The sequence below is a fragment of the Anabaena sp. 4-3 genome (assembly GCF_001597745.1).
Taxonomy (GTDB): domain Bacteria; phylum Cyanobacteriota; class Cyanobacteriia; order Cyanobacteriales; family Nostocaceae; genus Trichormus.
In genome coordinates, this window is sequence record NZ_LUHJ01000065.1 from 62,105 (window position 1) to 87,352 (window position 25,248).

General features: G+C 40.4%; 27 protein-coding genes. 14 read left to right on the forward strand and 13 right to left on the reverse strand.

The window, feature by feature from the left end; all coding sequences use genetic code 11:
- The first annotated feature begins 477 nt into the window (after nucleotides 1–477).
- From A3775_RS17350 to A3775_RS17365, 4 genes are all read left to right on the forward strand, one after another.
- Nucleotides 478–720 carry a hypothetical protein gene (locus tag A3775_RS17350; protein WP_066383421.1) on the forward strand — a complete coding sequence of 81 codons (243 nt, stop codon included), beginning with the start codon at nucleotides 478–480 and terminating at the stop codon, nucleotides 718–720.
- An 803-nt stretch (nucleotides 721–1,523) separates the two neighbouring features.
- Nucleotides 1,524–2,531, forward strand: coding sequence for a sodium-dependent bicarbonate transport family permease (locus A3775_RS17355; protein ID WP_066383424.1), 1,008 nt, complete (start codon nucleotides 1,524–1,526; stop codon nucleotides 2,529–2,531).
- A 151-nt stretch (nucleotides 2,532–2,682) separates the two neighbouring features.
- Complete coding sequence (locus A3775_RS17360) at nucleotides 2,683–3,069, forward strand: helix-turn-helix domain-containing protein (protein ID WP_066383426.1); 387 nt, start codon at nucleotides 2,683–2,685, stop codon at nucleotides 3,067–3,069.
- 547 nt (nucleotides 3,070–3,616) lie between these two features.
- Nucleotides 3,617–4,054, forward strand: coding sequence for a secondary thiamine-phosphate synthase enzyme YjbQ (locus A3775_RS17365; RefSeq protein ID WP_066383428.1), 438 nt, complete (start codon nucleotides 3,617–3,619; stop codon nucleotides 4,052–4,054).
- 84 nt (nucleotides 4,055–4,138) lie between these two features.
- Here the strand turns inward: A3775_RS17365 and A3775_RS17370 are convergent, their stop codons facing one another.
- From A3775_RS17370 to A3775_RS17390, 5 genes are all read right to left on the reverse strand, one after another.
- Entirely contained in the window at nucleotides 4,139–4,816 is a 678-nt protein-coding gene (locus A3775_RS17370; protein WP_066383438.1) for an SDR family oxidoreductase, read from the reverse strand.
- A gap of 196 nt (nucleotides 4,817–5,012) precedes the next feature.
- Nucleotides 5,013–6,185 (reverse strand): pyridoxal phosphate-dependent aminotransferase, encoded by a 1,173-nt coding sequence (locus A3775_RS17375; protein ID WP_066426002.1) that lies wholly within the window; start codon nucleotides 6,183–6,185, stop codon nucleotides 5,013–5,015.
- Nucleotides 6,186–6,301: 116 nt separating this feature from the next.
- Entirely contained in the window at nucleotides 6,302–6,640 is a 339-nt protein-coding gene (locus A3775_RS17380) for a carbon dioxide-concentrating mechanism protein CcmK (RefSeq protein ID WP_066426006.1), read from the reverse strand.
- 95 nt (nucleotides 6,641–6,735) lie between these two features.
- Nucleotides 6,736–7,302, reverse strand: a complete 567-nt coding sequence (locus tag A3775_RS17385; protein ID WP_066426008.1) for a 3'-5' exonuclease — start codon at nucleotides 7,300–7,302, stop codon at nucleotides 6,736–6,738.
- Nucleotides 7,303–7,330: 28 nt separating this feature from the next.
- On the reverse strand, nucleotides 7,331–7,789 hold the full coding sequence (locus A3775_RS17390) for a hypothetical protein (protein ID WP_066383453.1): 459 nt from the start codon (nucleotides 7,787–7,789) through the stop codon (nucleotides 7,331–7,333).
- A 161-nt stretch (nucleotides 7,790–7,950) separates the two neighbouring features.
- Between A3775_RS17390 and petN the strand changes: the two genes are divergently transcribed.
- The 4 genes from petN (at nucleotide 7,951) to A3775_RS17395 (ending at nucleotide 10,848) form a co-directional block, all read left to right on the forward strand.
- Nucleotides 7,951–8,040, forward strand: coding sequence for a cytochrome b6-f complex subunit PetN (gene petN, locus A3775_RS23740; protein WP_010998401.1), 90 nt, complete (start codon nucleotides 7,951–7,953; stop codon nucleotides 8,038–8,040).
- 7 nt (nucleotides 8,041–8,047) lie between these two features.
- On the forward strand, nucleotides 8,048–8,209 hold the full coding sequence (locus tag A3775_RS24740) for a hypothetical protein (RefSeq protein ID WP_197480189.1): 162 nt from the start codon (nucleotides 8,048–8,050) through the stop codon (nucleotides 8,207–8,209).
- Nucleotides 8,210–8,415: 206 nt separating this feature from the next.
- The gene (locus A3775_RS24375; RefSeq protein ID WP_156481669.1) at nucleotides 8,416–8,568 is read left to right on the forward strand and encodes a hypothetical protein; all 153 of its coding nucleotides are present in this window, start codon (nucleotides 8,416–8,418) and stop codon (nucleotides 8,566–8,568) included.
- Between the two features lie 210 nt (nucleotides 8,569–8,778).
- Entirely contained in the window at nucleotides 8,779–10,848 is a 2,070-nt protein-coding gene (locus tag A3775_RS17395; protein WP_066426013.1) for a GAF domain-containing protein, read from the forward strand.
- A gap of 268 nt (nucleotides 10,849–11,116) precedes the next feature.
- Here A3775_RS17395 and A3775_RS17400 read toward each other — a convergent pair whose 3' ends face one another.
- Nucleotides 11,117–12,223, reverse strand: coding sequence for an ABC transporter ATP-binding protein (locus A3775_RS17400; RefSeq protein WP_066383463.1), 1,107 nt, complete (start codon nucleotides 12,221–12,223; stop codon nucleotides 11,117–11,119).
- A gap of 116 nt (nucleotides 12,224–12,339) precedes the next feature.
- The gene (locus tag A3775_RS17405; RefSeq protein ID WP_066383466.1) at nucleotides 12,340–13,056 is read right to left on the reverse strand and encodes a GUN4 domain-containing protein; all 717 of its coding nucleotides are present in this window, start codon (nucleotides 13,054–13,056) and stop codon (nucleotides 12,340–12,342) included.
- A gap of 418 nt (nucleotides 13,057–13,474) precedes the next feature.
- On the opposite strand from A3775_RS17405, the gene A3775_RS17410 reads away from it, so the two are divergent.
- Entirely contained in the window at nucleotides 13,475–14,896 is a 1,422-nt protein-coding gene (locus A3775_RS17410; RefSeq protein WP_066383469.1) for an NADP-dependent isocitrate dehydrogenase, read from the forward strand.
- A gap of 52 nt (nucleotides 14,897–14,948) precedes the next feature.
- Here A3775_RS17410 and A3775_RS17415 read toward each other — a convergent pair whose 3' ends face one another.
- Nucleotides 14,949–15,458 (reverse strand): DUF29 family protein, encoded by a 510-nt coding sequence (locus A3775_RS17415; RefSeq protein ID WP_066426015.1) that lies wholly within the window; start codon nucleotides 15,456–15,458, stop codon nucleotides 14,949–14,951.
- A gap of 339 nt (nucleotides 15,459–15,797) precedes the next feature.
- Between A3775_RS17415 and A3775_RS17420 the strand changes: the two genes are divergently transcribed.
- Nucleotides 15,798–17,156: a serine/threonine-protein kinase gene (locus A3775_RS17420; RefSeq protein WP_066383473.1), complete on the forward strand. Its 1,359-nt coding sequence runs from the start codon at nucleotides 15,798–15,800 to the stop codon at nucleotides 17,154–17,156.
- A 208-nt stretch (nucleotides 17,157–17,364) separates the two neighbouring features.
- Here the strand turns inward: A3775_RS17420 and A3775_RS17425 are convergent, their stop codons facing one another.
- The 3 genes from A3775_RS17425 to A3775_RS17435 are packed head-to-tail and all read right to left on the reverse strand — an operon-like array spanning nucleotide 17,365 to nucleotide 20,401.
- Nucleotides 17,365–19,011, reverse strand: coding sequence for a serine protease (locus tag A3775_RS17425; RefSeq protein ID WP_066426017.1), 1,647 nt, complete (start codon nucleotides 19,009–19,011; stop codon nucleotides 17,365–17,367).
- 4 nt (nucleotides 19,012–19,015) lie between these two features.
- Complete coding sequence (locus A3775_RS17430; protein ID WP_066426020.1) at nucleotides 19,016–19,846, reverse strand: serine protease; 831 nt, start codon at nucleotides 19,844–19,846, stop codon at nucleotides 19,016–19,018.
- 6 nt (nucleotides 19,847–19,852) lie between these two features.
- Nucleotides 19,853–20,401 carry a COP23 domain-containing protein gene (locus A3775_RS17435; RefSeq protein WP_066383480.1) on the reverse strand — a complete coding sequence of 183 codons (549 nt, stop codon included), beginning with the start codon at nucleotides 20,399–20,401 and terminating at the stop codon, nucleotides 19,853–19,855.
- Between the two features lie 334 nt (nucleotides 20,402–20,735).
- Between A3775_RS17435 and A3775_RS17440 the strand changes: the two genes are divergently transcribed.
- Nucleotides 20,736–21,311, forward strand: coding sequence for a Uma2 family endonuclease (locus A3775_RS17440; RefSeq protein WP_066426022.1), 576 nt, complete (start codon nucleotides 20,736–20,738; stop codon nucleotides 21,309–21,311).
- Between the two features lie 82 nt (nucleotides 21,312–21,393).
- Here the strand turns inward: A3775_RS17440 and rsmG are convergent, their stop codons facing one another.
- Nucleotides 21,394–22,131, reverse strand: coding sequence for a 16S rRNA (guanine(527)-N(7))-methyltransferase RsmG (gene rsmG, locus A3775_RS17445; RefSeq protein ID WP_066426024.1), 738 nt, complete (start codon nucleotides 22,129–22,131; stop codon nucleotides 21,394–21,396).
- 112 nt (nucleotides 22,132–22,243) lie between these two features.
- Nucleotides 22,244–22,918, reverse strand: a complete 675-nt coding sequence (locus tag A3775_RS17450; protein ID WP_066426026.1) for an ABC transporter ATP-binding protein — start codon at nucleotides 22,916–22,918, stop codon at nucleotides 22,244–22,246.
- 321 nt (nucleotides 22,919–23,239) lie between these two features.
- On the opposite strand from A3775_RS17450, the gene A3775_RS17455 reads away from it, so the two are divergent.
- The 3 genes from A3775_RS17455 to A3775_RS17465 all read left to right on the forward strand — a co-directional run bounded on the left by A3775_RS17455 (nucleotide 23,240) and on the right by A3775_RS17465 (nucleotide 25,183).
- Complete coding sequence (locus tag A3775_RS17455; RefSeq protein WP_066383491.1) at nucleotides 23,240–24,178, forward strand: Sll0314/Alr1548 family TPR repeat-containing protein; 939 nt, start codon at nucleotides 23,240–23,242, stop codon at nucleotides 24,176–24,178.
- A 112-nt stretch (nucleotides 24,179–24,290) separates the two neighbouring features.
- A complete protein-coding gene (locus tag A3775_RS17460; RefSeq protein ID WP_066383493.1) occupies nucleotides 24,291–24,743 on the forward strand; it encodes a DUF3531 family protein in 453 nt (150 codons plus the stop codon).
- A gap of 8 nt (nucleotides 24,744–24,751) precedes the next feature.
- Nucleotides 24,752–25,183: an NUDIX hydrolase gene (locus A3775_RS17465; protein ID WP_066383495.1), complete on the forward strand. Its 432-nt coding sequence runs from the start codon at nucleotides 24,752–24,754 to the stop codon at nucleotides 25,181–25,183.
- The last annotated feature ends 65 nt before the right edge of the window (nucleotides 25,184–25,248 follow it).

The following is a 25,248-nucleotide window of genomic DNA, read 5'->3' on the forward strand; positions in this document are numbered from 1 at the left end:
GCGAGCACATTAGCATCATACCATCGATCAGTCAAGAGGTGAGGCACTGATGATCAGAGGTGAGTGCCACGTTATTGAGCAGGTCACAGCAATGGACTATCAAACAGTTGTTACTCAGGGCGATTCCTCTTTGACGGTTGTTTTAACACCCGTTCGCTCTACATCTCCCGAATAAAATTACGGGAGTTTTGGGCAAATCGTCCTACATGATAAGTTTCGGTTATCAAAATATTCAGCAAGTTTGAGGCAATTTTTTGTCAAAAATGTTGCTTGTTAGCCAGGCATTACATAAACTGAAAAATATGGTGTTTGCTTGAAATATAGGCTTATATCTATAAATTCAGCGAAAGCAGCTCAAAGACACAACCACTGTTCTGAAGCCGCTACACACATCACACAGGTAGATTTTCAGGTGTTCCGTGAGATACAGGCAAGCTGCCTGTAAGCGATACACACAATCAGCATGGAGCGAAAACAATGAATAAGTTTGAATGGAGGCAGTCACAGCCAAAGTTGGATACGGATGAGGGGTGGGTCGTGCAAGTGTATGGCAGTAATCGCCGCTTGCTGTGTGTTTTAGAACCCTCCCACGGTTGGATCTTCTTGATCGGTTGCGGTGTTGGTTTACTGCTTTCAGTAATTTGGATTAACGCCGCTCGCTACAGTCCCCCCTTAGAGCCGACCCCACCAACAGAGTTACCCGTATTGCAAGTGGATTGATATGAGCCATCCTAGGGGCGAGGTATTCTCCTTGAGACATCGTAATTGGGCCTCAAGGCGACCATACATGGTGCGCCTCATCACAGAGACGGGTTAGCTAAGGCAATATCTGCACGGGTTTCGGATGGGTCTATGGAATCGGTCGGCAAAAAGAGACAGACGCTCTCTGGTTACACAGGGCAGGTGCGATCGCGGATCTCAGTGCTCCGCAGATCCAACCAGGTCAGCTAGACCAATCTAGCCAAGGCGGTCGTTTCTGCGACCGGGGTGTGTAAGGGGGTGAGGATAAATCAGCTGTGTAGCTGGCTCAACGGGGTCAACGGCTCTAGGTCGCGAATACGGTTGTAGCTGATCGCCAAATATTCGATCTGGTCTAGCCCAGATCAAAGTGAGATATCAGAAATTTAGTTGTTGAACGCTGTCGACTAAGAAGTGTTCGAGGTTTTTGAGCGATCGCAATTCACATTAACCAAAGGTAGGGATCGCCAATCAAAAGAAAAACTTATGATTTGAATTTGACATTACATTTCAAATCCATGTTAGAGAACGCAAAAATCTATGGATTTCATGATACGCTCAAACACTATAGAGATTCAAGTATTGATAGATCAGGATTCATAGAGGGTGGTGCAGGACAGCTATCACCTTCCGTCTCCGTTCGCAGAGCGGCCATTTCTGAACACCCTGTTGACAGGTTCTCTCGTAAAACCTGTGCTGTAGGGGTGAAGCACTTCACCCTTACTTTTTCAAGCTCACTTATCACAATAATCGCTCCTCGTTAGAGGAGGCTGAAGGAGGTATTAGTGGATTTCTTCTCCGATTTCTTGATGCGCTTCCTAGCGCAGTTGCAGTCCCCGACACTCGGCTTTCTGATTGGTGGTATGATCGTTGCCGCCCTCAGTAGCCGACTGGAAATTCCAGATGCGATCTATAAGTTCATTGTCTTCATGCTGCTCATAAAAGTCGGACTGAGCGGCGGCATTGCGATCCGCAATGCCAATCTGGTGGAGATGCTATTGCCCGCAGTGTTCGCCATAGCAATGGGGGTACTGATCGTGTTCATCGGGCGCTATACGTTGGCCATGCTGCCGAATGTCAAAACCGTTGATGCCATTGCGACCGCGGGCTTGTTCGGTGCCGTGAGTGGCTCTACCCTCGCCGCCGCCCTGACTCTACTGGAAGGGCAAGGCATCGAATACGAGGCCTGGGCCGCCGCACTCTATCCCTTCATGGACATCCCAGCGCTCGTGACTGCAATCGTCTTGGCCAGCGTTTATCTCAGCAAGCAGCGCGGTACCGCAGACAAGCGAGTCAGGATATGGCCCATCGTGAAGGAAAGCCTCCAGGGATCTGCCCTATCGGCACTGCTGCTCGGCATCGCTCTAGGTCTGCTAACCCGCCCGGAAAGTGTCTTTGAAAGCTTCTTTGAGCCCCTCTTCCGCGGCCTACTTTCAATTCTGATGCTGGTAATGGGTATGGAGGCCACGGCAAGGCTTGGCGAGCTGCGCAAGGTGGCTCAGTGGTACGCCGTATATGCCTTAGTGGCACCGCTACTGCATGGGCTCATAGCCTTCGGTTTCGGCATGATTGCCCACGTCACTACGGGATTCAGCCTTGGTGGCGTTGTGATCCTGGCCGTCATCGCCTGCTCCAGTTCAGACATATCAGGACCGCCCACTTTACGAGCCGGTATCCCGTCGGCTAATCCCTCCGCCTATGTGGGCTCGTCCACAGCCGTCGGCACGCCGGTTGCGATTGGCTTGGGAATACCGCTCTACATCGGGCTCGCCCAGGCACTGATGGGCAGCTGATCCCAGACGGGTCGCGGTTCACGGGGTGATAAGCACCCCAAAACCTTAGTAAAACAAGGCTTTGGAGTTTTGAAGCTGCGAATAAAATTTAGGTAAAAATAAACATGATCATCATTATTTTGGGGAGGAGTAGGAGCGAACCCTTGTAAACTTGAAAACAGCAGACGTACCACAGAAAGTCAAAGACCGAGCAGAAGTAATCAGGTCAAACGCGCATGGCTGGTATGTGGAAAAAATAGCAGCGTATGTCCATTGGACTCCACAGACAATAAGACAGGTTTTACACAGATGGCAAAAGCAGGGTTTGAAAGGTCTATGGGAATTACCAGTTCGTGGGGGGAAAGTAAGATGGAAAGAAGAAGACATAGTATTTTTGGAAGAAACCCTCAAACAAGAACCACGCACATACAACAGTTATCAATTAGCGCAAAAATTAGAGAGAGAACGCAGAGTTAAATTGAGTCCCGACAGATTAAGACGGGTAGTCAAAAAAAAAGGGGTGGGCACTTGCCAAGAAAAAAATGCCCAGCCTTATTAAAGATATTATTGCTAAACGACTATATTTCTGGCGCGTTCGCCCTGGGGGCGAACGCGCCAGCTGGGCATTTTTTTCTTGGATCTCTCGTGATTTGGAAACGAACAAGGAAGAGTTTTGCTCTGAAAGCGAAATACCTGAGCAACGTTGAGCATATCTGAGTATAGCTCATATAATGATGAGGTGTTGATTCTTACCTAAATATTATTCAGAAATCAACCCCATTGAGTTAGAGTGGCAACATCTTAAACAAGTCGAACTAGCTGGCAGAATGTTTGATGATGAGCTAGACCTTGCTTATGCCGTGATTGATGGTATTCAAGCTAGAGGGGAAAGAGGAAACTATAGTAGTCAACGTGTCAAATTTAACTCTCATCGCTCTGGTTAATTTTTCGTTACATACTGATAAATTTTCCTGCCTATTTACTTAATAGACTAAATTTTATGTTGTTGACAATGCCCACCTATTCTGATTGAGCATGGTGCAACATTTGACTTAAAATATTTTTTATCCGAAACTTTATACTCTAAAAATTTGTATTTCAGATTTATGCCCATTTTTAATAAATTAATTGAAATCGACACCGAACCAGGGATTAATATTCACAACATCACACCTCACATCAAAGACTTTCTAGAGTCTACTACCATTAAAAATGGTCAAGTTTTAGTATTTTCTCGCCATACCACAACTGCGTTGGCAATTAATGAGGATGAAGTTAGACTATTAGAAGATATCAAAGTATTTTTGGAAAAACTAGCTCCGGCATCAGACCGTTATTTACATAATGATTTGCATTTAAGAGTTGTGCCAGAAGATGAACCGATGAATGCTCATTCTCACTTGATGGCAATGATGCTAAATAATAGCGAAGTTATCCCTGTGACAGATGGTAAATTAGGTTTGGGAACTTGGCAATCAGTATTATTCTTTGAGTTAGATGGGGCGCGTAAAAGAACTTTGTGTTTACAAATATCTGGCGAGTAATTAGGAAGTAAATTATTTAAGGTTTGTAGTAAGGAATTTAGTCCTTAAAAGAAGGGCTAGAGCCTCTTACTACAAACATAATTATTAATTCAAACTAAATTCTGCAAATTCGGTTTTTGTAAACAGCATATTCTTGTCTACTGCTGACAAAATTTTATTATTAGCATTCTCAGAATTTAAACAGCGACAAACCAATTGCGCCACATCTGCGCGGTGGATACTCCCACAAATGCGCGTGTCTTCGGTTAAAATAGCATTACCTGTGGCTGGTTCTGATTTAAGTCCACCAGGGCGGATAATGGTGTAGGTGAGTCCGCTAGCTATTAAGTGTTGTTCGGCTTTATCTTTTTCAATTAAAACTGTTTGCAATGCAGCTAAAGCTTGAGGTGATAAAGCACCGACGCTATTACCAGTACCAATAGATGTCACCAAAATAAACTTCTGTACGCCAGCTTTAACTGCAATATCAATGAGATTTTTATTACCTGGGTAATCTGGTTTTTCTGTGTCTGTGGGTAATCCTCCCAAGGTGCTAATAACAGCGTGAATGGGTTCATCTGTTAGCATGGCGCGTTTTACGTCATCCAGATTTAAAGCATCCCCTTGTACAACTTGAATATTCATTGCTTCAAGTTCACTACGAGAAGTTTCTTTTCTCAGAAGTGATTTAACATTTAACTTTTGTGCTGTTAAGTAGTTGGCAATTTCTCTACCAACACCGCGACTAGCTCCTACTAAAAAAATGTTAGATGCTGTTGTCATTTTGATTTTTGCTAACAATTATTTATGATTTATATTTTAATAATTTTAGCAAATAAAGCTTTTTTTATATCATAACTAGCGATGTTCTATATTTTTTTGTCTCGCGCATACCGCTAATGCGGAACCGCTTGCGGTAGGCGGAAAGACGCAAAGTATAAGGTGAATATAATCGATATGTCAAGAAGTCAATTGAGGTTTATTTACTGCTTAAAATTGTTTTTAAACCTTGTACTAATCTTGCCATACCTTCTTGAACTGTATCTTTTTGCAATGCACCATAAGCTACTCGTAAATAGCAACCTTTTTCCATTCCAAAGGTTGTACCTGGAATGACTGCTATTTTATGCTCTTGAATGAGTCGTTTGACTAATTCAAAAGCATCAATTTGGGTATGCACTTTCAGGAAAAAATAAAAAGCACCGTCAGCAGGGGTGATGTTACATAAGCCTTGTAGCTGCTGGAGGTATTCTAAAACTAATTGTCTGACTTGAGCGATCGCACCAATATTTGACTGTAAATACTCTGGTTTGGCTTCCAATGCTCCCAAGGCTGCATATTGAGAAACAACTGGCGGACAAATCAATATTGTATCCTGCACTTTCTTAACAGCAACCAGCAGGTTTTTAGGTATCACCATATAACCAATACGCCAACTTGCAAAACCGTAAGCTTTGGAAAGGCTAAATAAGGAAATTGTATGCTGATTACTGTGAGGAAACGACGCAGGGGAAACGTGTTTTACGCCATCATAGGTAAAGTATTCATAGGCTTCATCGCTAATGTGATAAATTCCGCGATCGCCACAAATTTGATTCACTTGGCGTAACACATTTTCAGGATACACCACACCTGTAGGATTGTTCGGTGAAATTGTCACAACAGCCCGTGTTTTGGGTGTAATAGCTTGTGCGATCGCCTCTGGAATCAGTTGATAATTTGCATCAGTTTCTACTAACACCACACGACAACCAGCCATAGTTATCGCCATTTCATGGTTGAAGTAATAAGGCGTATTTAAAATAATTTCATCACCTGGGGAAGTAATAGCCAAAATAGCATTCATAAACGCCATGTTGCTTCCCGCAGTTACCACAATACAATTTTCTGTATTAATTTCAATGCCATTAAAGGTTGACAATTTATCAGCCAACGCACTCAATAAAGGCGGAATACCTTCAACAGCTTTATATAAATTATTCGCAGGTTCAGCTAAAAATTGCGGTAACAGTTCAATAGCTTCCGATGGCGGATTATAGGACACTACACCCTGTCCTAAAGAAATTGTACCAGGAGAATTTTTAATTAATTCTCCAACCACAGGAATAATCGGCGACTGTACCGCCTCCATACGAGAGATTAATTTAGTCATTAGTTATTAGTTATTAGTTATTAGTCATTAGTTATTAGTCATTAGTCATTAGTCATTAGTTTTTCTCCTCATCTCCCTCATCCCCCTCATCTCCCTCATCTCCCTCCACTTCCTACTTACGCTGACAACGGAGGAGGAAAACGGATATCTGCACTGAAATTATCTACATTCGCAATACGATGAATGGGTAAAACATATTCTAAGTTTTCATGGGGACGGGGTATAATGTGATCGGCTAGCCACTCACCGCCATTGACTCTTTTTATCGCCTCTAATCCCGCTTTAACAGCCACGTTTACCTCACCCACCTCGCCGCGAATTAACACCGTAATTCTTCCTAAATCAGTATTTTCATATCCTACTAACCTAACACGGGCAGCTTTACACATGGCATCACTCACTTCTACTGCTGTGGGAACGCCATAAACTTCAATCATGCCTAGTGCTAGAGTCATATATAATTCAAAGTTCAAAAGAATAGGATTTGCTGTTGATGTTAATACAATCCAAATCCTATCATTTAGGGGAACATTTCAGCAGCAAGTAACTTTTATTTATTGACTTTTTTTGTTTTTATCTGTCTATAGATACTTGCTATATTACGCGCATCGTCAATACCTCTATGGTGTGTACCTTGTAATTCTAGTCCGAGATGTTGTAATGCTTTTGCCATGCCGAATCCTTTAGAAACACCTAAATAGTCGGAAAATTCTTTTTTAATGTTGATATGTTCGGCACTAAAGGGATAAGGAACATGATGAAATTCACAATCTTGAATAAATTGTTTTTTATCGTAATTTCCCCAAGAACAAAATATATGATGAGGAAATAAATCCAGCCAGGATTTAAATAGTGTAATCGCTTCGGGAAATTCTGGTGCTTGCTCTACATCTTCTTGACGAATAGTAGTTAATTCAGTGCAGAAAGCTGTAAGTTGAGGATGTCTTACAGGTTGAATAAATTGTTGAAATTCTGAATCAATTTCCCATGTATTCCTGTTGAGCATCACCGCACCAATTTCAATAATTTCCATTTCCTGACTAGGAATAGTCCCCTGATCACAACAGGTAGCTTCTAAATCAACTATCAAAAAATAATGATTACTTGCTGTTTTCATCTGATGACTAATGACTAATAACTAATGACTAATTACTAAAAGGTTTTAAAAAAGCGAATTGCATAGAGATATCAAGAGCGATCGCCGCAATAGCAAACCACAATATACTTTCACTAGCCAAGACTACAAAGGGTAACACTGTACTGCTACTATTTAAGCCTAACTCTACTTGGGTTAAGCCTCGCACCAAGCCAAAAGCCAGCACACCACCAGATTTTAAATGTGAGTTATCATCTTTGCGGATGATATAGCGGTAGGTGACACCAAATAGGAAACCAGAAAAACCTGCGATCGCTCCACTCAGCCACCAATCCCAATTAAAATCTGTTTGTAGACTTACAAGTATTGTAAAATACTTTGCCAACACTAGGGTATTGAGCAGACTCGTAATTAAGAAAGCCAAACCCAAAGACAAACCCCCAATAATTCCAGCTTTGAGGGATTCTAACCGTTCTGCCATGAGTTGTTGATTGAAAATTTGGTTCATATCTTGAATAATTCAAAACTACCTTGCAGAGACGCGATAAATCACGTCTTAATCAAATGCGGACAAAAATCAGAAAATTGCCCCATACCCAATCCCCAGTACCCAGTCCCCAGTATGATAAATATTAGAGATGTTTTGTAAATAATTCCAAAAGTAAGACTATGGCGATTTTGACATTAGGTTGGGTATCACTCCTCGTTGTGTTCACTTGGTCAATTGCAATGGTAGTATGGGGACGTAACGGACTGTAGAGGAATTGTGGAAAGTCCATTCCTGAGTATTTTGGCTTTATTTGCCTTGGTGCTACTGGTGCTAGTTACTGGTGGCGTGGGTTATTTAACCTTGGCAGACTGGCGCGATCGCCGTCTTCGTGAGAACGAAAAACGTGAACTCCGACGCAGCACCCCCAAGCGGCGATAATTCACGAGTGTCAACACAGCGCAGTTTTTTCAATCATATTTCGTTTGGTAGGGACATGGTGAATCAACACCGTGTCCCTAAATTTTGGCAGTACAAAACAGCTTATGAACTCAGAACAAGTTCGTAGTCATACCAATTCTCTATGAAGTTGCATCAAATAATAATGTAGAGACGTTGCATGCAACGTCTCTACAGTAGTTTGTAGAGTGGGCATTGCTTGGAAGTTGCTCAAAGCTTTAGTTTTACGTTTAGCAATGCCCACCTTAAGCTTCTGGAGAATGGTGCAAGATATGACACTAAAAACCGGCACTGCTAAAAGTGTAGCTTCCCCTATGCTCTTGGAGCTTCCCGGCTTCTAATTCCGTAGTAACCATTAACTTGTCGTTGATAAACACAACCGAGGTTTATCTTTATTCTATCTTGAGATAGATGAATATTACGAAAGGTTATCTTTACTACGCCATGAGACAGATGAATGTTAAAAACAGTTATCTTTACTCTGCTAAAGGGAATCCTGATATAGAAACTACTGAATTTTGGAATTGTCACGTAAAGTGAGTAAGTTTTCCATGATACAAATCCCACTACTAAAATTACAGCAAGGGGAATATAAGTCTGAGATGAAAACAGTATTGTCTAGAGTAATCACTCGGATTCGTGAGTCTTTGGACACAGATACCATATTTAAATTTACGGTACAGGAAGTGCGCCAGATTCTGAAAGCTGACAGGGTAGTGGTGTTTCGTTTTGCTCCTGAGTTGGGATGCAAAGGAAAATTTATTTATGAAGATGTGGCAGATGGATGTAGTTCTTTACTCACAGTTCAACTTGGGGAGCATTCTTTTTCTGAAGATTTTACTCGATTTGATCAGCAAGGTCTTATTAAAGCATTAACTGATATTTCTGACAAAAGAATTAGTAATTGTCACGTTCAGATGCTAGAGAAATATCAAGTACGTGCCAATATCGCTGTTCCCTTGATCAAAGGTAAAGATGTCTGGGGATTATTCTGTGTACATCAATGTAGTAGTTATCGACAATGGGACACATCAGAAATTGAGTTTGTGCAACTCATTGCTGAATATTTAGGAATTGCTTTGCAGCAATCAGATTACATAGAACAAGTCAAAGCACAATCAACACAACTAGCACAAGTCAAAGCCAAAGCCAAAGCGGTAGAGTGGCAAAAAACCATAGCGATCGCTATTGAAAAAATCCGTCAGTCTCTTGATTTAGAAACTATTTTCCGCACCTCCACCGCAGAAATCAGAAAGCTGATCAATACTGATCGCGTCGCTATCTATCGCTTCAATCCTGATTGGAGTGGGGAATTTGTGTATGAATCTGTAGGTGAGGGTTGGATTTCCCTGATTGATGAACAATTCAGACGACCGGAATTACAAGACAACATCAGCGAATGTAGTGCCAAAGATTTAGCTAAAACCCCAGTCATAGATACTTATTTACAAGATACCCAAGGTGGTCGCTTCACTAAAGGTGAAGTTTACCGTGTTTGTCATGATATTTACAATGCAGGTTTTAGCGACTGCTACCTGAAAGTATTAGAAGCTTATCAGGCAAAAGCTTATGTAATTATTGCCATTTATCACGGTCAAAAGCTTTGGGGTTTGCTGGCAGCTTACCAGAATACTGGAATGCGCGATTGGCAAGAAGATGAGGTTTATTTGCTGACTCAAGTCGGTACTCAGTTGGGAGTAGCGATTCAGCAAGCAGAATTACTCGCACAAACTCAGCGTCAAAAGGAAGAAATTGCCCAAACACTCAAAGAGTTAAAGGAAACACAAAGCCAATTAATTCATAGTGAAAAGATGGCTAGCTTGGGTCAATTAGTCGCTGGTATAGCACACGAAATTAATAATCCGATTAGTTTCATTTACGGTAATATACCCTACGTTAATGAACACACAGAAGATTTATTTAAATTGCTGGAGATATACCAAAAAAACTATCCCCATCCAACCGCTACAGTTCAAGAGCAAATATCAGAATTCGATTTAGATTTTATTGCTGATGATTTACCCAAAATTCTGGCATCCATGAAGATGGGTGCAGGGCGCATCTCTCAGTTAGTCTTGTCATTACGTACTTTTGCCCGACTGGATGAAGCTGATATGAAACCTGTTGACCTGCATGAAGGTTTAGACAGTACCTTATTAATCTTACAACATCGGCTACAATCCCAGCCTAATTATCCGGTAATTGAAGTTATTAAAGAATATGGTAATTTGCCTGAAGTTATATGCTATGCAGCCCAGATGAATCAGGTCTTTATGAATATTCTCAATAATGCTATTGATGCTCTAGAACATAAAATATTTCGGAGTAAAATCATTTTCACCCCTCAAATTAAGATTTCTACAAAACTTATAGAACAGCATACTATTAACATTAGTATTGCTGACAATGGTTGTGGCATTTCTGAAGATGTGCGATCGCACATTTTTGAACCTTTCTTTACTACCAAAGAACCAGGAAAAGGTACGGGTTTGGGATTATCTGTTAGCTATCAAATTGTTGTCAAAGAACATGGTGGCAAAATTAAGTGTATTTCTGAAAATGGCAAGGGTTGTGAGATGTGCATAGAAATTCCGTTACAGCCTTTAACGGCATGTAGCTGAGTTATATCATGTCCGGCTAATTACTTATGATAAGTTTTCGATGCTGAACTTTTCCCTTTTCTCTTTTCTCTTTTCTTGTTCCCTGTTCCCTGTTCCCCACCCCAACAGATATGATAACTATTCAAACGGACATGATATTACATAAAAGCAGGTGAACGCTTTAGCTAAAAATGATCAAGCATTGTATGCCGCTAACTTAGATGGGCGCAACTGTATTAAGTCCGCCCAAACTAGCGACTTGCATGATTAGCTGACAACACAACTAGAGTTAATTTTGAGGTAAAATTCTGTCTCCTGTTTTGGGATCAAAGATAAACAACTGATTTAAATCTAGTTTTAAAGATAGGCGATCGCCTGGATGCGGACGCACATCACCACCCACCTGAATATTCAAAAGTGTCATCGCGCCAGGTAAACCCACACGAATTAAAGTTTCTCTTCCCAAAGGTTCTACTACCTTGACATCAACTAATAAAACTCCTGGTTGTGGATTGTTAACTTCTGAATCATTGTTAATAGCAATATGTTCGGGACGAATACCCAAATCAATACTTTGACCTAGAGGTAGTTGTAAATTTTCTCTGAGAAATGCGGGAATTTCTATTAACTGACCACCCACATCAAAACCATCATTTTTATAGATTGCGGGTAAAATATTCATGGGTGGACTACCTAAAAAAGTAGCCACCATTTGATTCGCAGGACGAGCATAAATACTTTGGGGGTCGCCAATTTGTTGAATTCTTCCCCGATTGAGTACCACAATCTTATCGGCTAAAGTCATAGCTTCGACTTGATCATGGGTGACATAAATAGTTGTCACGCCTAATTCTTGATGTAATTGTTTTAATTCGGCTCTAGTATCATCTCGCAATTGAGCATCTAAATTAGACAAAGGTTCATCTAATAAAAATACTTGAGGTTCGCGGGCGATCGCTCGTCCTAATGCTACCCGTTGTTGTTGACCACCAGACAGCTGTTTAGGTTTACGATCAAGTAAGTGTTCCAAAGACAGCGATCGCGCCACATTTACGACTCGTTCTTGAATAATTTTCGCGTCAACCCGCCGCATTTTTAACCCAAAGGCGATATTTTCCGCCACCGTCATGTGCGGATACAGCGCGTAATTTTGGAACACCATCGCCACATCACGCTGTCTAGCTGGGACACTATTGACCAACTGATCACCAATATAAAGTTTGCCAGAACTGGCAGTTTCTAAACCAGCAATTGTCCGTAAAATTGTAGACTTACCACAACCGGAAGGGCCTACTAAAACCCAAAACTCACCATCAGGAATTTCAAAAGAAATATCCTCAATAGCGGTGACATTGTTAAATCTACGCTTGATATCTTCTAAAAGAACTCTGGCCATGATTTAATTTGAGATTTAGTTATTAGTTATTAGTCATTAGTCATTAGTCATTAGTCATTATCCCTCATCTCCCTTCCCAGTACCCAGAACCCACTCCCTAGAACCCACTCCCCCCTTCACTTAGACCAAGCAGGATGAGCAAATAAAGAAGCAATAACACGCACACCCCGCAATTGATTTGAGAGAGGTAAATGACCTTTAGGCGCAGTCAAATCCCAAGTAAAGCCATTGGGATATCTTGTCCAGTTGTTACCATTTTTCCAGCCAATTTTCGTCCAGAGATTGTCCCAATTTTTACCCAAACTTAACCAAAGTTCTCGCTGGACTGAAAAACCAAATTTCCCTTCAGAGTGAACTAACCACAAATTATTAATCGTATGTAAATCTACGGTGGGGAAATTGTCTACCTCAGTAAAATACAACCATTTTCTTTTGACTGCTGTCGGGCCTGCCAACTCGCACATTTTTTCAATTGTCACGCGATCGGCTGCTTGGAAATCTTGAGCAGCTAGTAATTGTTGCAAAGGTTTATAATTAATCCCTGCGTCTGATTTTAGAGGTACAATGCCTTCAGAAAAATGAGTTTGCAGAAACTCTTGGGCTTGAGGTGCATCAGAGTTGTAGATAACTTGGTAGGCTTTGCCATCAACCCAAGTCGCTGGGGTGTCTCGACGTTGCAATAAAAATTCCATCAACACATCTAATCCCTGATTACCCAAATCAGCTAATTGTGGGATGATTTGTGTTTGAACTTGCATAGACCCAGCGATTAACTTTTCTCGGAGGGAGTCGATGTCCTTAGCATTGCCTGATAGAATCATTGGGTCTGTCATGCCATTACTCGTGTTAGCGGTCAGTGAAGAAGCAGTTGGCTATCTGGCTCAATCTAAGATTAAGCAATGATAGCGAAAAGTAGTTTACTATTTTTGATCGTACAAAATTGCGGCAGTTTCACTGAATCCTATACTGAAATCCCCAAATGCTGTACAAGGGGAATAGGGGGAAAATCTGCACATTCAGAGGTTAGAGGCGTTTAGGCGAGGAAGGTGCAGGGGAGATGAGGGAGATGAGGGAGATGAGGGGGATGAAGGAGATGAGGGGGATGAGGGGGAAATTATTTCCTAGTACCCAGTCCCCAGTACCCAGTACCCAGTCCCCAGTCCCCAATCCCCAATATCTACAGTAAAATTTGCCAGCCTGGAAAAACAGCATCTTGTAACTGGTTGCGTATCTTTGTGGAGTTTGTAAAGTATGTACGAAAAGATTAACCCCCCTACGACTGGAGAAAAAATTACTTTCAAAAATGGTGAGCCTGTTGTACCAGACAATCCCATTATCCCGTTTATTCGGGGCGATGGAACGGGTATTGATATTTGGCCGGCTACGCAAAAAGTTCTAGATGCGGCGGTAGCAAAAGCATATCAGGGTAAGCGTCAAATTAGCTGGTTTAAGGTTTACGCTGGTGATGAAGCTTGTGATTTATACGGTACTTATCAGTATTTGCCGCAGGATACGTTGACAGCTATTAAAGAGTATGGTGTCGCTATTAAAGGGCCTTTGACTACTCCTGTGGGTGGTGGTATTCGCTCTTTAAACGTGGCATTACGCCAAATTTTTGACTTATACGCCTGTGTGCGTCCGTGTCGTTACTATGCTGGTACACCATCACCTCACAAAAATCCCGAAAAGCTAGATGTGATTGTCTATCGGGAAAATACAGAGGATATTTATTTGGGGATTGAGTGGAAGCAAGGCAGTGAAATAGGCGATCGCCTAATTTCCATCCTCAACAAAGAACTCATCCCCGCTACCCCAGAACACGGTAAAAAGCAAATTCCTCTGGATGCGGGTATCGGGATTAAACCCATCAGCAAAACAGGTTCTCAGCGTTTAATCAGACGCGCCATCAAACACGCCCTGCAATTACCCAAACACAAGCAACAAGTAACTCTGGTGCATAAGGGTAACATCATGAAGTACACTGAAGGTGCTTTCCGTGATTGGGGTTATGAATTAGCAACTACGGAATTTCGTCAAGAGTGCGTTACAGAAAGAGAATCTTGGATTTTAAGCAACAAAGAGAAAAATCCTCATATTTCTCTGGAAGAAAACGCCCGGTTGATTGATCCTGGTTTTGATGCTTTGACTCAAGAGAAGAAAGCTCAAATTGTCAAGGAAGTTGAAACAGTTCTTAATGCAATTTGGGAAACTCACGGTAACGGCAAGTGGAAAGATAAAATCATGGTCAATGACCGGATTGCTGATAGTATCTTTCAACAAATCCAAACCAGACCAGATGAGTATTCAATTCTGGCGACAATGAACTTAAACGGCGATTACTTGTCTGATGCGGCTGCTGCGATTGTTGGCGGCTTAGGGATGGGGCCAGGGGCAAATATTGGCGATTCCTGCGCCGTTTTTGAAGCTACCCACGGCACAGCACCCAAACACGCCGGCTTAGACAAGATTAACCCTGGTTCAGTGATTTTGTCTGGTGTGATGATGTTAGAGTTTATGGGTTGGCAAGAAGCGGCTGACTTGATTAAGAAAGGTTTAGGGGATGCGATCGCTAACGGTCAAGTTACCTATGATTTAGCTAGATTGCTAGAACCACCCGTTGAACCCCTCAAATGCTCTGAATTTGCCGACGCAATTATCAAACATTTCGGTTAATTTTAGTTAACCAGTTCCCCGACTTCTTTGAAAAGTCGGGGAGCTAAAATTTTCATCCCCAGTTTTCACCCCCAGGTAATTGCGTCAATGTTTCTACAACCATCCTGGGTAATTCTTTTGGTGAATAAGTATAAGTGAGGAGCAAAAATTTTACAGCATTCTGCATTAGTTCGTTTCTATTGATTAAATCAGCTAGTTGAAATTGGCTATATGCACCGTTCATTACTTCTAGACTAGCATCAGCGATCGCATCTTCAATTACTTCTTCCTCAATCAGATTCTCCCATTCATCTTGATTGACATAATAAGATTTTTTATTATCTTTAATATTGATTTTTTGAATTTCTCTCACTGAATTACGAATAGAAGCAGCCCAAGAATTTGTTAGACGCTTTTCTATTTGATTTTTGATTAAATGAATCAATAAAATTTTCAAAAAAGATTGAATTTGTCTGAGATTGGCTTGTTTACTCATCCCTTCCAATTCATCAACAATTGCCAAAGCATCCTCATAACGTCCTTGTAAAATACTATTTCTGAGGTCGATTAATTCCTGTGTCATTTTACTTAACCTCTAGGATGATTTTTAGATTGATGATAACGTATTTATAGATAAGGGCTAAGAGATTGTTTTAAAAGTATTATTGCTAACATTAACATCTGAAAAACCTAACCCCGTGAATCTCCCCTACAAATGTCGAGACTTGGATGCAAAGTCTCGACATTTGTAGGGGAGAGGCTTTAGTATTGATGCCTACGCCTACGGGAAGTGCTAAAGTAATTAAACTGGAGTCCTGGTTTTAATTTTATCAATCATACCTTATGTACCCAAAAACAAAATGTGTGCCATAATTAACATAAAATGGGGGCATAACTGCCAGTATACAGAGAGGCTTTTGGTATGAGAGGCAAGATTATAGACAACCGTTACCTCATTATTAACAAGCTCGGACAAGGTGGGTTTGGGACTACATTTTTAGCGAAAGACACCAAACGACCAGGAAACCCGATTTGTGTTGTCAAGAAGTTTACACCACCCAGTAAAGACCCAATAACTTTGAAAAAACTTAAAGAGTTTTTTGACCAAGAAGCAGTAATGCTAGAAACTTTGGGAAAGCATCAACACATTCCCCAACTTTTAGCCCACATAGCCGAAAATCAGGAATTTTATATAGTTCAGGAACATATAGAAGGTCATGATTTGAGCGATGAATTACCATCAGGTAAACAAATGAGTGAATCTGATGTGATTAAACTTCTCATAGAAATTTTAGAAGTATTAGAATTTGTACATAAACATCAAGTTATTCATCGAGATATTAAACCTAGCAATATTCGTCGTCATAAGTCAGATAATAAAATTGTTCTGATTGATTTCGGTGCAGTTAAACAAATTAGCACACAGATAGTTAATAGTCAGGGACAAATTACTTCTACTTTAATTATTGGTACTCCTGGCTATATGCCACTTGAACAACAAAGAGGTAAACCGCAACTCAGCAGTGATGTTTATGCAGTGGGGATGGTTGCTATTCAAGCACTAACAGGTGTACTGCCTCACGAATTAGAAGAAGATGCAAAAACAGGAGAAATAATTTGGCGTAGATACGTAAATGTCAGTCCAAAACTGGCAAAAATTTTAGATAAAATGGTGAGTTATAACTTTCATCAGCGTTACCCTACAGCCAAGGAAGCTTTACAAGCCGTTAAAAGCTTATCACCAAAGCCTATAAACTGGAAGTTACTGCTAGGCTTAGGAATGGCTGTATTTATCAGCTTAATCAGCTTCTTGATTCCCAAAGACGATTTCAATTTATATGAAAATTCTCAATATGGAATCAAGATAAAATATCCAAAAACCTGGGATAGACAAGATTTAGAAAACCCAATTACTGGCGAATTGGTTACTTTTATATCTCCTAAACAACGTGATGTAGATAAGTTTCAAGAAAACGTGACAATTACTGTTGATAAGTTTTCTGGTACATTAGATGAGTTGCAAGCATCCAATATTAAAGAAATTAACAATACTTTGGCAGGAGGTAAGATTCTTACTCAAAGTAAAACAACACTGGCAAATAAAGAAGCTAGACAATTAATCTTCACTGGTAAAAGTGGCAAGGATAGTTTAAAGAATATGCAGGTTATGACTTTCAAAGGTGACAAAACTTATATAATTACTTATACAGCGAAAATAGATGATTATGATGAGTTTGTAAAAACAGCAGAGAAGATGATTAAATCTTTAGAAATTAATTAGCCAAAATTTATTTGTATATTTGTATTGGACTGTCTAGACTAAAATAGTGCATTAAATTGGAAAAAATTAAACGCAGATGAACGCCGATAAACGCGGATAAAATCGATCTCAATCATAAATCCTGTTCATACTTTCATTTTATAAATACTGATTTAGACATTCTCATTCTTTGGGTCTTTGTGCCAGATAATTATTAATTAGTTAAATTTTACCGTTGTTGTAATTCCTTAATTTTAGCTTGGGCATTTCTTAAAAATTTTTCATTGCCACCCTGTTGCTGATAAAGTTTCACAGCTTGCTGTAAGTCAGATATTGCTTGAAATTTATTTCCTAAAGAAGCATAAGCAATTCCTCTATTGTGATAAGCATTGGCATAGTTAGGATTAATCTTGAGAGCTTGGTTGTAATCAGCTATTGCCCCCCGCTTATCTCCTAATTCAGAACGGGCAAGTCCCCGGATGATGTAGGCTAAGTAAAAGTTAGGATGAATCTTGAGAACTTGGTTGTAATCAGCTATTGCCCCCTGCTTATCTCCTAATTCATAACGGACAAATCCCCGCCCGATGTAGGCTAAGTCTAAGTTAGGATTAATCTTAAGAGCTTGGTTGAAATCAGCGATCGCCCCCTGCTTATCTCCTAAATCAGAACGGGCATATCCCCGGTTGATGTAGGCTCCAGCATAGTTAGGATTAATCTTGAGAGCTTGGTTGTAATCAGATATTGCCCCCTGGTTATCTCCTAATTGAGAACGTGCATTTCCCCGGTGGTTGTAGGCTAAGGCAAAGTTAGGATTAATCTTAAGAGCTTGGTTGAAATCAGCGATTGCCCCCTGGTTATCTCCTAATTGAGAACGGGCAACTCCCCGGTTGATGTAGGGTTGAACATAGTTAGGATTAATCTTGAGAGCTTGGTTGTAATCAGCGATCGCCCCCTGCTTATCTCCTAAAGTATAGTAGGTGGAACCCCGATACAAAAACGCCTCGGTATTATTAGGATTAAGGCGAATAACTTCGTTATAAGCAACTATCGCACCTTTATAATCTCCTTTGCCAAACTTATCCGCAGCCAAAGCCAAATAATCATCCGCCTTTAATCCTGTCTTCTTCGGTGCATCAGGCAACCGCACACCCACATCCATACCATTCCTTGCCGACAACCTAATAAAAGTATTAATAGGAATACCTGCATTTCTACCTGATTTTACAATAGCAATTGCAGGATTTATCTTATCAAGAGCAACATCACTTGATTCTTCTCCTTGACCATGAATACCTATCACTTCTCCCTGATCATTCAATACTGCTCCCCCACTCATGCCTATAAGTGTAGGATTGTCATAAATTAAATTATAGCCATTATCAATAGATGCTTGAGTAGCATTGGCAATTACTTGTCCATTACGGCAATCATAAACAGATACTTTCACCCCTGCTGTCTTGTGAGGAAAACCAGCCACATAAACATTTGTTCTTCTGATTAACTTATCTGAATTACCAAATTTAGCCACTTGATAATCTTTGTTGCTAGTAAACTGCAAAATGGCTAAATCTATCTTATTATCTAACCTTTTCACAGTCTGATAATTGAGTTGATAGCGTTGATTATCTGGTGTGACAATTTCATATTTAAAATTTGGTTTATTCACAACATGATAAGCGGTGAGAACAGTATAAATATTTCCTTGTCGCTTAATAATTACCCCAGAACCAGGTGCTTTACTGTCAATTAATACCGTGATTTTCTCGGCTATCTCATCTACTTGTTTATTACTACAGATTGCCGTGGCGACTTGCGGCTGTACAAAAGCTATTGATAAACCTATGATTGCGGCTGGAAGTGTATATTTATAGTTCATTAATTTAGCCTCCAATCTCCAGTAGAGACATTTCATGAAACGTCTCTACATTAGACATCTTAGACTTCTGAAATTTTCCGATCATTTGCATCACCTGATCTATTGGTACAGCCCAACTCAAACTAATAATTTGCTGATGTAAATTTTCCTGTGCTTGCGAACCATCAACAAATACAGAGGGAACATCCCATACAGGATAAGCGTGCATTCCGTTCACACCAACAACTTCACCCCTTTTATTCAACAAAGCCCCTCCACTCATCCCTTTTTCTAGACGGTTGGTATATCCGACTTGATAGCCTTCCTCTAAAGGTTTTTCTAATACTAGAGATACTTTACCTCTAGTCAACAAAAATTTAATTTCCTGCGGTTTTTCCTCCACAGTAAACCCAGCAACAAATACTTCCTCCCCCACTTTTGGCGAAGCACCCAACGCCGCTACAGAATAGGCTTTTTTAAGACTGGTAAATTGCAGTATTGCCAAATCATAACCGTGAAAATTCACATTCTTTTGTATGTCTGCTTGATAAATGTGACCATCTGGTGTTTGAATGTGATAGGGCGGATTATCTGCTCTCAGAACGTGGGCATTAGTTAATACTGTATAAACTGAATTTTGCGTATTTAATAATATTCCTGAACCCAAGAATTCTGTTGATAATATCTTCACAGTAATTGCGGATGCTTTTTCCTGCAACTGTTCTATTGAGAATTGAGTAGGCGGTGGTGTAATGCTAGTTTTTTCAGCATAAATGCGGCTAGTTTCTGCGGAGGCTGATAGCAAAAGTGACACACCACCAATACAGGCGACAAGTTTTAATATGCGCCAAACCATTTTAATTTAATCTGATTCAACTGTGGCATTATTTATGTAATCCTCGAAGTTAATATTAATTGTGTCGCTAGCACTTTCATGAAGTGTATTACCAGCAGCTAAACCCCGACGGTCTAAGAGTCTACGTAGTGTAGCATTGGGATTAATGCCACGTTTGAGAGTAAATAACAAATTGTCATCTGTACAGCGTGAATTTTGGCTAGTACCAGCACAAACTACAGGTTCACCTCTCAGCATCCCGGTAGTAATATTTTTCAGTGTACCTTTGTCGTTACTTCTTTGAAATCTCTTAGATACTTCTACGCAGCGACGTTGAGCAGTCCAAGGTGGTGGAAAGTAAGCGTTAGAAGTCCAACGAATTATTGTGACTTTTCTACCATCTTGAGTGCGGGCAAAGGTGACTGGTACACCTTGACTTTTACTACAGTAAAAGGTTGCACCTCTAGCGTAGCTTGGTTGGTTGGTTGTTGCAATTGTGGCTAATACTGTCAGGGAAGCTAGGGTGACGGTTTGTGTCAAAGCTCTAGACACTTGACTAAATAACGGTTGTTTCATGAATCAAGTAATTTTGGAATATTAATTTAATACTCTTCCCTTATTAAATTATACATATACAAGCATTTATGTAATTCGTATATATACTTAGACAAGATTAACCCAGGTTTGGTGATTTTGTTTTGTATGATCATGTTGGAGTATCTGGGTTAGCAAGAAGCGACTGACTTGATTAACAAAGGTTGAGGGGATGCGATATTGTTAATGGATATCCTGCACCATTCTCAATCACCGTAGGGTGGGCAATTCCAATTAATTTAATTTACTCTTATGGGCGGTTGTTCGCCGTCATTGATACTATCTATCTATCGCCATTACTAACCAGGCTCTTTGTATGGTTATCAGTCCTTTGACATTAAAATTAGACACCGTTCACCTCACCGATGAACAGTTCTATCAGTTATGTCAAAATAACCGGGAGTTTCAATTTGAACGCACATCTACCGGAGAATTAATTATTATGCCACCTGTGGGTGGAGAAAGTGGCAATCGAGAAGCAGATTTAATTATTGATTTAGGAATTTGGAATCGTCAAACTCGACTCGGTTATACTTTTAGTTCTTCTACTATATTTAAATTACCAAATGGTGCTGACCGTTCTCCTGATGCAGCTTGGATTAAAAAAGAACGTTGGGAAGCTTTAACTCCTGAACAAAAATGTAAATTTCCCCCTATTGCGCCGGATTTTATCATTGAATTAAGGTCAGCAACAGATGATTTAGAAACTCTGCGTCAGAAAATGCAAGAATATCTGGATGCGGGGGTAAAATTGGGATGGTTGATAAATCCTCAACAGCAGCAAGTTGAAGTTTATCGTTTAGGACAAGATGTGGAATTGCGAAATTTGCCTACAGCGTTATCGGGTGAAGATGTATTACCAGGATTTGGTTTGAGTATACCTTTGTATTGAGGTTGGAAAGAGTTGATTTTTAAACGCGGAGGAACGCGGAGGTAAACGCGGAGGAGCGCGGAGTTTGTTTGAGAGTGATGTATTAGAGGGGTTTTTGGGTGGGTGTTCCTACAGTGCGGGGAAATTTAGCTGGTGTGGTGGCAATTTTTCGCAGGTGAAGACAGTGGCGAATGCTATGGGTGAGGGGTGTGGAGAAGTTTTCAATTGCTTCTATTTCTCCACCTAGTTGTATGACTGCATTTTGCAAGGTTTGAGTTTCTTCTTCTGTCCATGTACCACGATAAATTATTGCTAAACCACCTTGTTTGAGTAATGGTAGTGTGTATTCGGCGCAAACTGACGCATTACTAACTGCGCGAATTAATGCTATATCATATTGTTGACGGTGCTGGGTTTGTTGTCCGATTTCTTCGGCTCTACTAACTAGGGTTTTGGCGTTAGTTAGGGCAAGTTTATCTAATATTGTGTCGATAAAGTTAATCTTTTTGCGGGTGGAATCTACTAGGGTAATTGTAGAGTTAGGTGCAACTATGGCAATGGGTACACCAGGAAAACCTGCACCTGTACCAATATCAATTACAGATGCACCTTCTTCAAGTGATGAAATAAGTTTTTGCTGTGGTGCAATTCCCCGCAATGAATCCCATAGATGTTTTTCCCAAAATTCTTGAGGTTCAGTGATACGAGTTAAGTTTAACTGGCGATTTCCTTCTAAAATTAATTCATAAAGCTGTTGAAATTTCGCTTGCTGTTCTTCGGTAGGTTGCCAATTAAGAGTTTCTTGCCAAATTTCTGCCATTCCTGGCAATGTGTTAGTCATTATATCAATTCAAAATTCAAAATTCAAAATTCAAAATTAAAGAATTGTGGGGTAAAAATCTCCTCTACCCCCCAGTCCCCAGTCCCCAGTCCCCAGTCCCCAGTCCCTTATCTCATACCGCAGCTTGGGGTTCTTTGACTTTCGCTTCTAATACTGCGGGTTCTACTGACTCTAGTTCACCGTGGTTCAGTGTCCAACAACGGTCGGCGATCGCCAGCATATCCCCGGCATCATGTGTTACTACTAATAGTGTCCAGTCTTGTTTGAGTTTGGCTAATAAATTTACCAATTGCCGTCGCATTGACCAGTCTAACCCGGCTGTCGGTTCATCTAACAATAATAAGTTGGGTTGGCGTATCAGTTGCACCGCTAAGGCTAAACGTCGTTGCTGCCCTCCACTTAAAGCATGAGGTGCCGCAGACAATGATAAATGCTCTAATCCTACCTCGCTTAATGCTTGTCTGACACGCTCAGTTCCTAGTTCGGGATGTCCTAAACGCAGTTCTTCTAAAATCGTACCACCGCAAAAGTGTCTTTCTGGAAACTGAAATACTAAGCCAGCTAATTGTTGCAACTGTTCTGATATAAGTTCTTGTTCTCGCCAAAAAACCGCGCCTGATGTGGGTTCAGCTAGTCCAGATAATATCTCTAGTAAGGTACTTTTACCAGAACCACTAGGGCCGATAATCAATCCTAGCTGTTGGGGTGGTAATTCCAAGTTCACAGATTTGAGAATCGCTGTTGGGCAAGCTGTGGGATGATAAGTTAAATTTCTGAGATAGAGCATTTGTTAAGATTACCAAAAATTTGGCGCAGAACTCACTAATTAAGATTAACTACAACTAGAACCACTGGAAAATTCGGCAAGGGTTCATAGAACATTATTCATGAAATTCCCATTTCAGCAGTCAGAATCATCTTTCTTTTATTATTGTGGCAAATTTACTTATGATTAATCGCTACAAATCATCAGGGAACTTGTAAAACTGACTCAAGTCTAATTGATTTGTGTATTGTAAACGCACAATACGCATTTTTTAGTGGCTTCTCTAGCATATTTTAAGTAGTAGATAAAACAATTTCAACCGCAATTTTTCTGAGGCTGGTAATGACTAAAAAGTTTTTTGATTCTCCAAGGCGGAGACTTCCCCAACTAACAAGGCTAGCGCAAATGACTGTAGGCGTGGCGATCGCTCTCAATTTAGGAGTAAATCCCACTCTCGCCGGTGATCCCTTCCGCACTAATGCACCTCGTAAAATTGGCGACAATACAGAAGCAGCTTTTAAAGCAGTTTTTTACAATGGCGATTATCTAGCCGCACAGCGTTATCTCCAACAAGCAGCCTCAACCGAATCAGATGAACCTTTAGTTTATGCGATGAAGGCTTCTCTAGCTTACATTAATGGAGATTTGGCAGGTCTAGATAATTACAGCCGCAAAACTCTAGCAACTGGACAGAAATTATTGACTAATGACAACTTACGTGGTAGTATATACACTGCCGTAGGTCATTTTTTAGAAGGTGCAGTTGATCTCACCCGTGAAGGAACAATCAAAGGCGCACCCAAAGCGTTGAGTCGGCTAAGACAAGTTTATCAATATTTAGAGCAAGCAGAAGCGATTTCACCTCAAGACCCTGAATTGAATTTAATCAAGGGTTACATGGATTTGATGCTGGCGGTGAGTTTACCCTTTGCGAGTCCAGATGAAGCTATTGCACGGTTAGAAAACAATGCTGCACCTGAGTATTTAGCAGTGCGGGGAATTGCGATCGCCTATCGAGATTTGAAACAATACTCTCAAGCTTTACGTTACGCTAACCGTGCCTTAAAAGTTGCACCAGGCAACCCAGAGTTGTATTATTTAAAAGCGCAAATACTCAAAGAACAGGGTAAACAAGCTAAAAGTCAGCAATTAATCCAAGATGCGATCGCTAACTTTGACAAAGCCTTAACCAAAAAATCTCAACTCCCCAAAGAGTTGGTTAAACAAATTGAACGCGAACGCAAGAGTGCTGTTAATAGTTTAAACCTATCAAGTAGATGAAGGCAAGCAGGGGGATGAGGGAGATGAGGAAGATGAGGGGGATGAGGGGGTGCAGGAGAGAAAAGCTAATAACTAATGACTAATAACTAATGACTAATGACTAATGACTAATATGCACATTCAATTTCGTGAATTTAATCCGTTTGATGTTTGGATTTGGGTGAAGTTTAGTACAATCCCTTCGGAACATGAAAGAAAATATGTAGAAGAGGTGTTTAATTCTTGGTTTTACTTAGGTAAATTAGGTGGATTTAACGCCGAAAATCTGCAAGTTCAGGAAACTGGACTCGATTTAAGTTATATGGATTATGACGCTCAAGGCTATGATAAAAGCTTACTGGCACTCATGCACAACATGGGTGAATTTGAGTATGATGGACAATGGGCGCGTTGTTGGTTTGACTTAGGAACAAGTGATGCGATCGCTTTAGATATTTTAATCAATGCTCTCACCCAACTCAGTCAAGAATACGTCACCATTGAACAATTGTATATTGGCGGCGAAAATGAAGATTGGCCAGTCGTAGATAGTGACACCCGCGCTTACTCCATTTACGATAATTAATCACATAAATGAGTAAAGAAAGTATGATCAGGGTGATAGCATTGGGACTAATTCAGCATGAACAAAGAATTTTTGTATCTCAAGGTTATGACCCTGTAAAACAATCAACATTTTACCGTGCTTTGGGTGGTGGTGTTGACTTTGGCGAAACTAGCTTACAAGCTTTAAAAAGAGAATTTCAAGAAGAAATTCAAGCCGAGTTAACTAATATTCGCTACTTAGGTTGTATAGAAAATATATTTATATACAATGGTAGACAAGGACATGAAATAATTCAACTTTATCAATGCGATTTCGCTGATGCTAAATTTTATCAGTTAGAAAGTTTAGTATTTTCTGAGTCTGAACATCATCAGCATACAGCACTGTGGATAGATATTGCTCGGTTTAAATCTGGTGAACTCACATTAGTACCAGGAGAATTTTTTAATTATTTGTGATATCTAGTTATATAGTGATTGGTAAAGGCGTGAATTAAACGTAGCATTCCCAATTAATAAAAAGT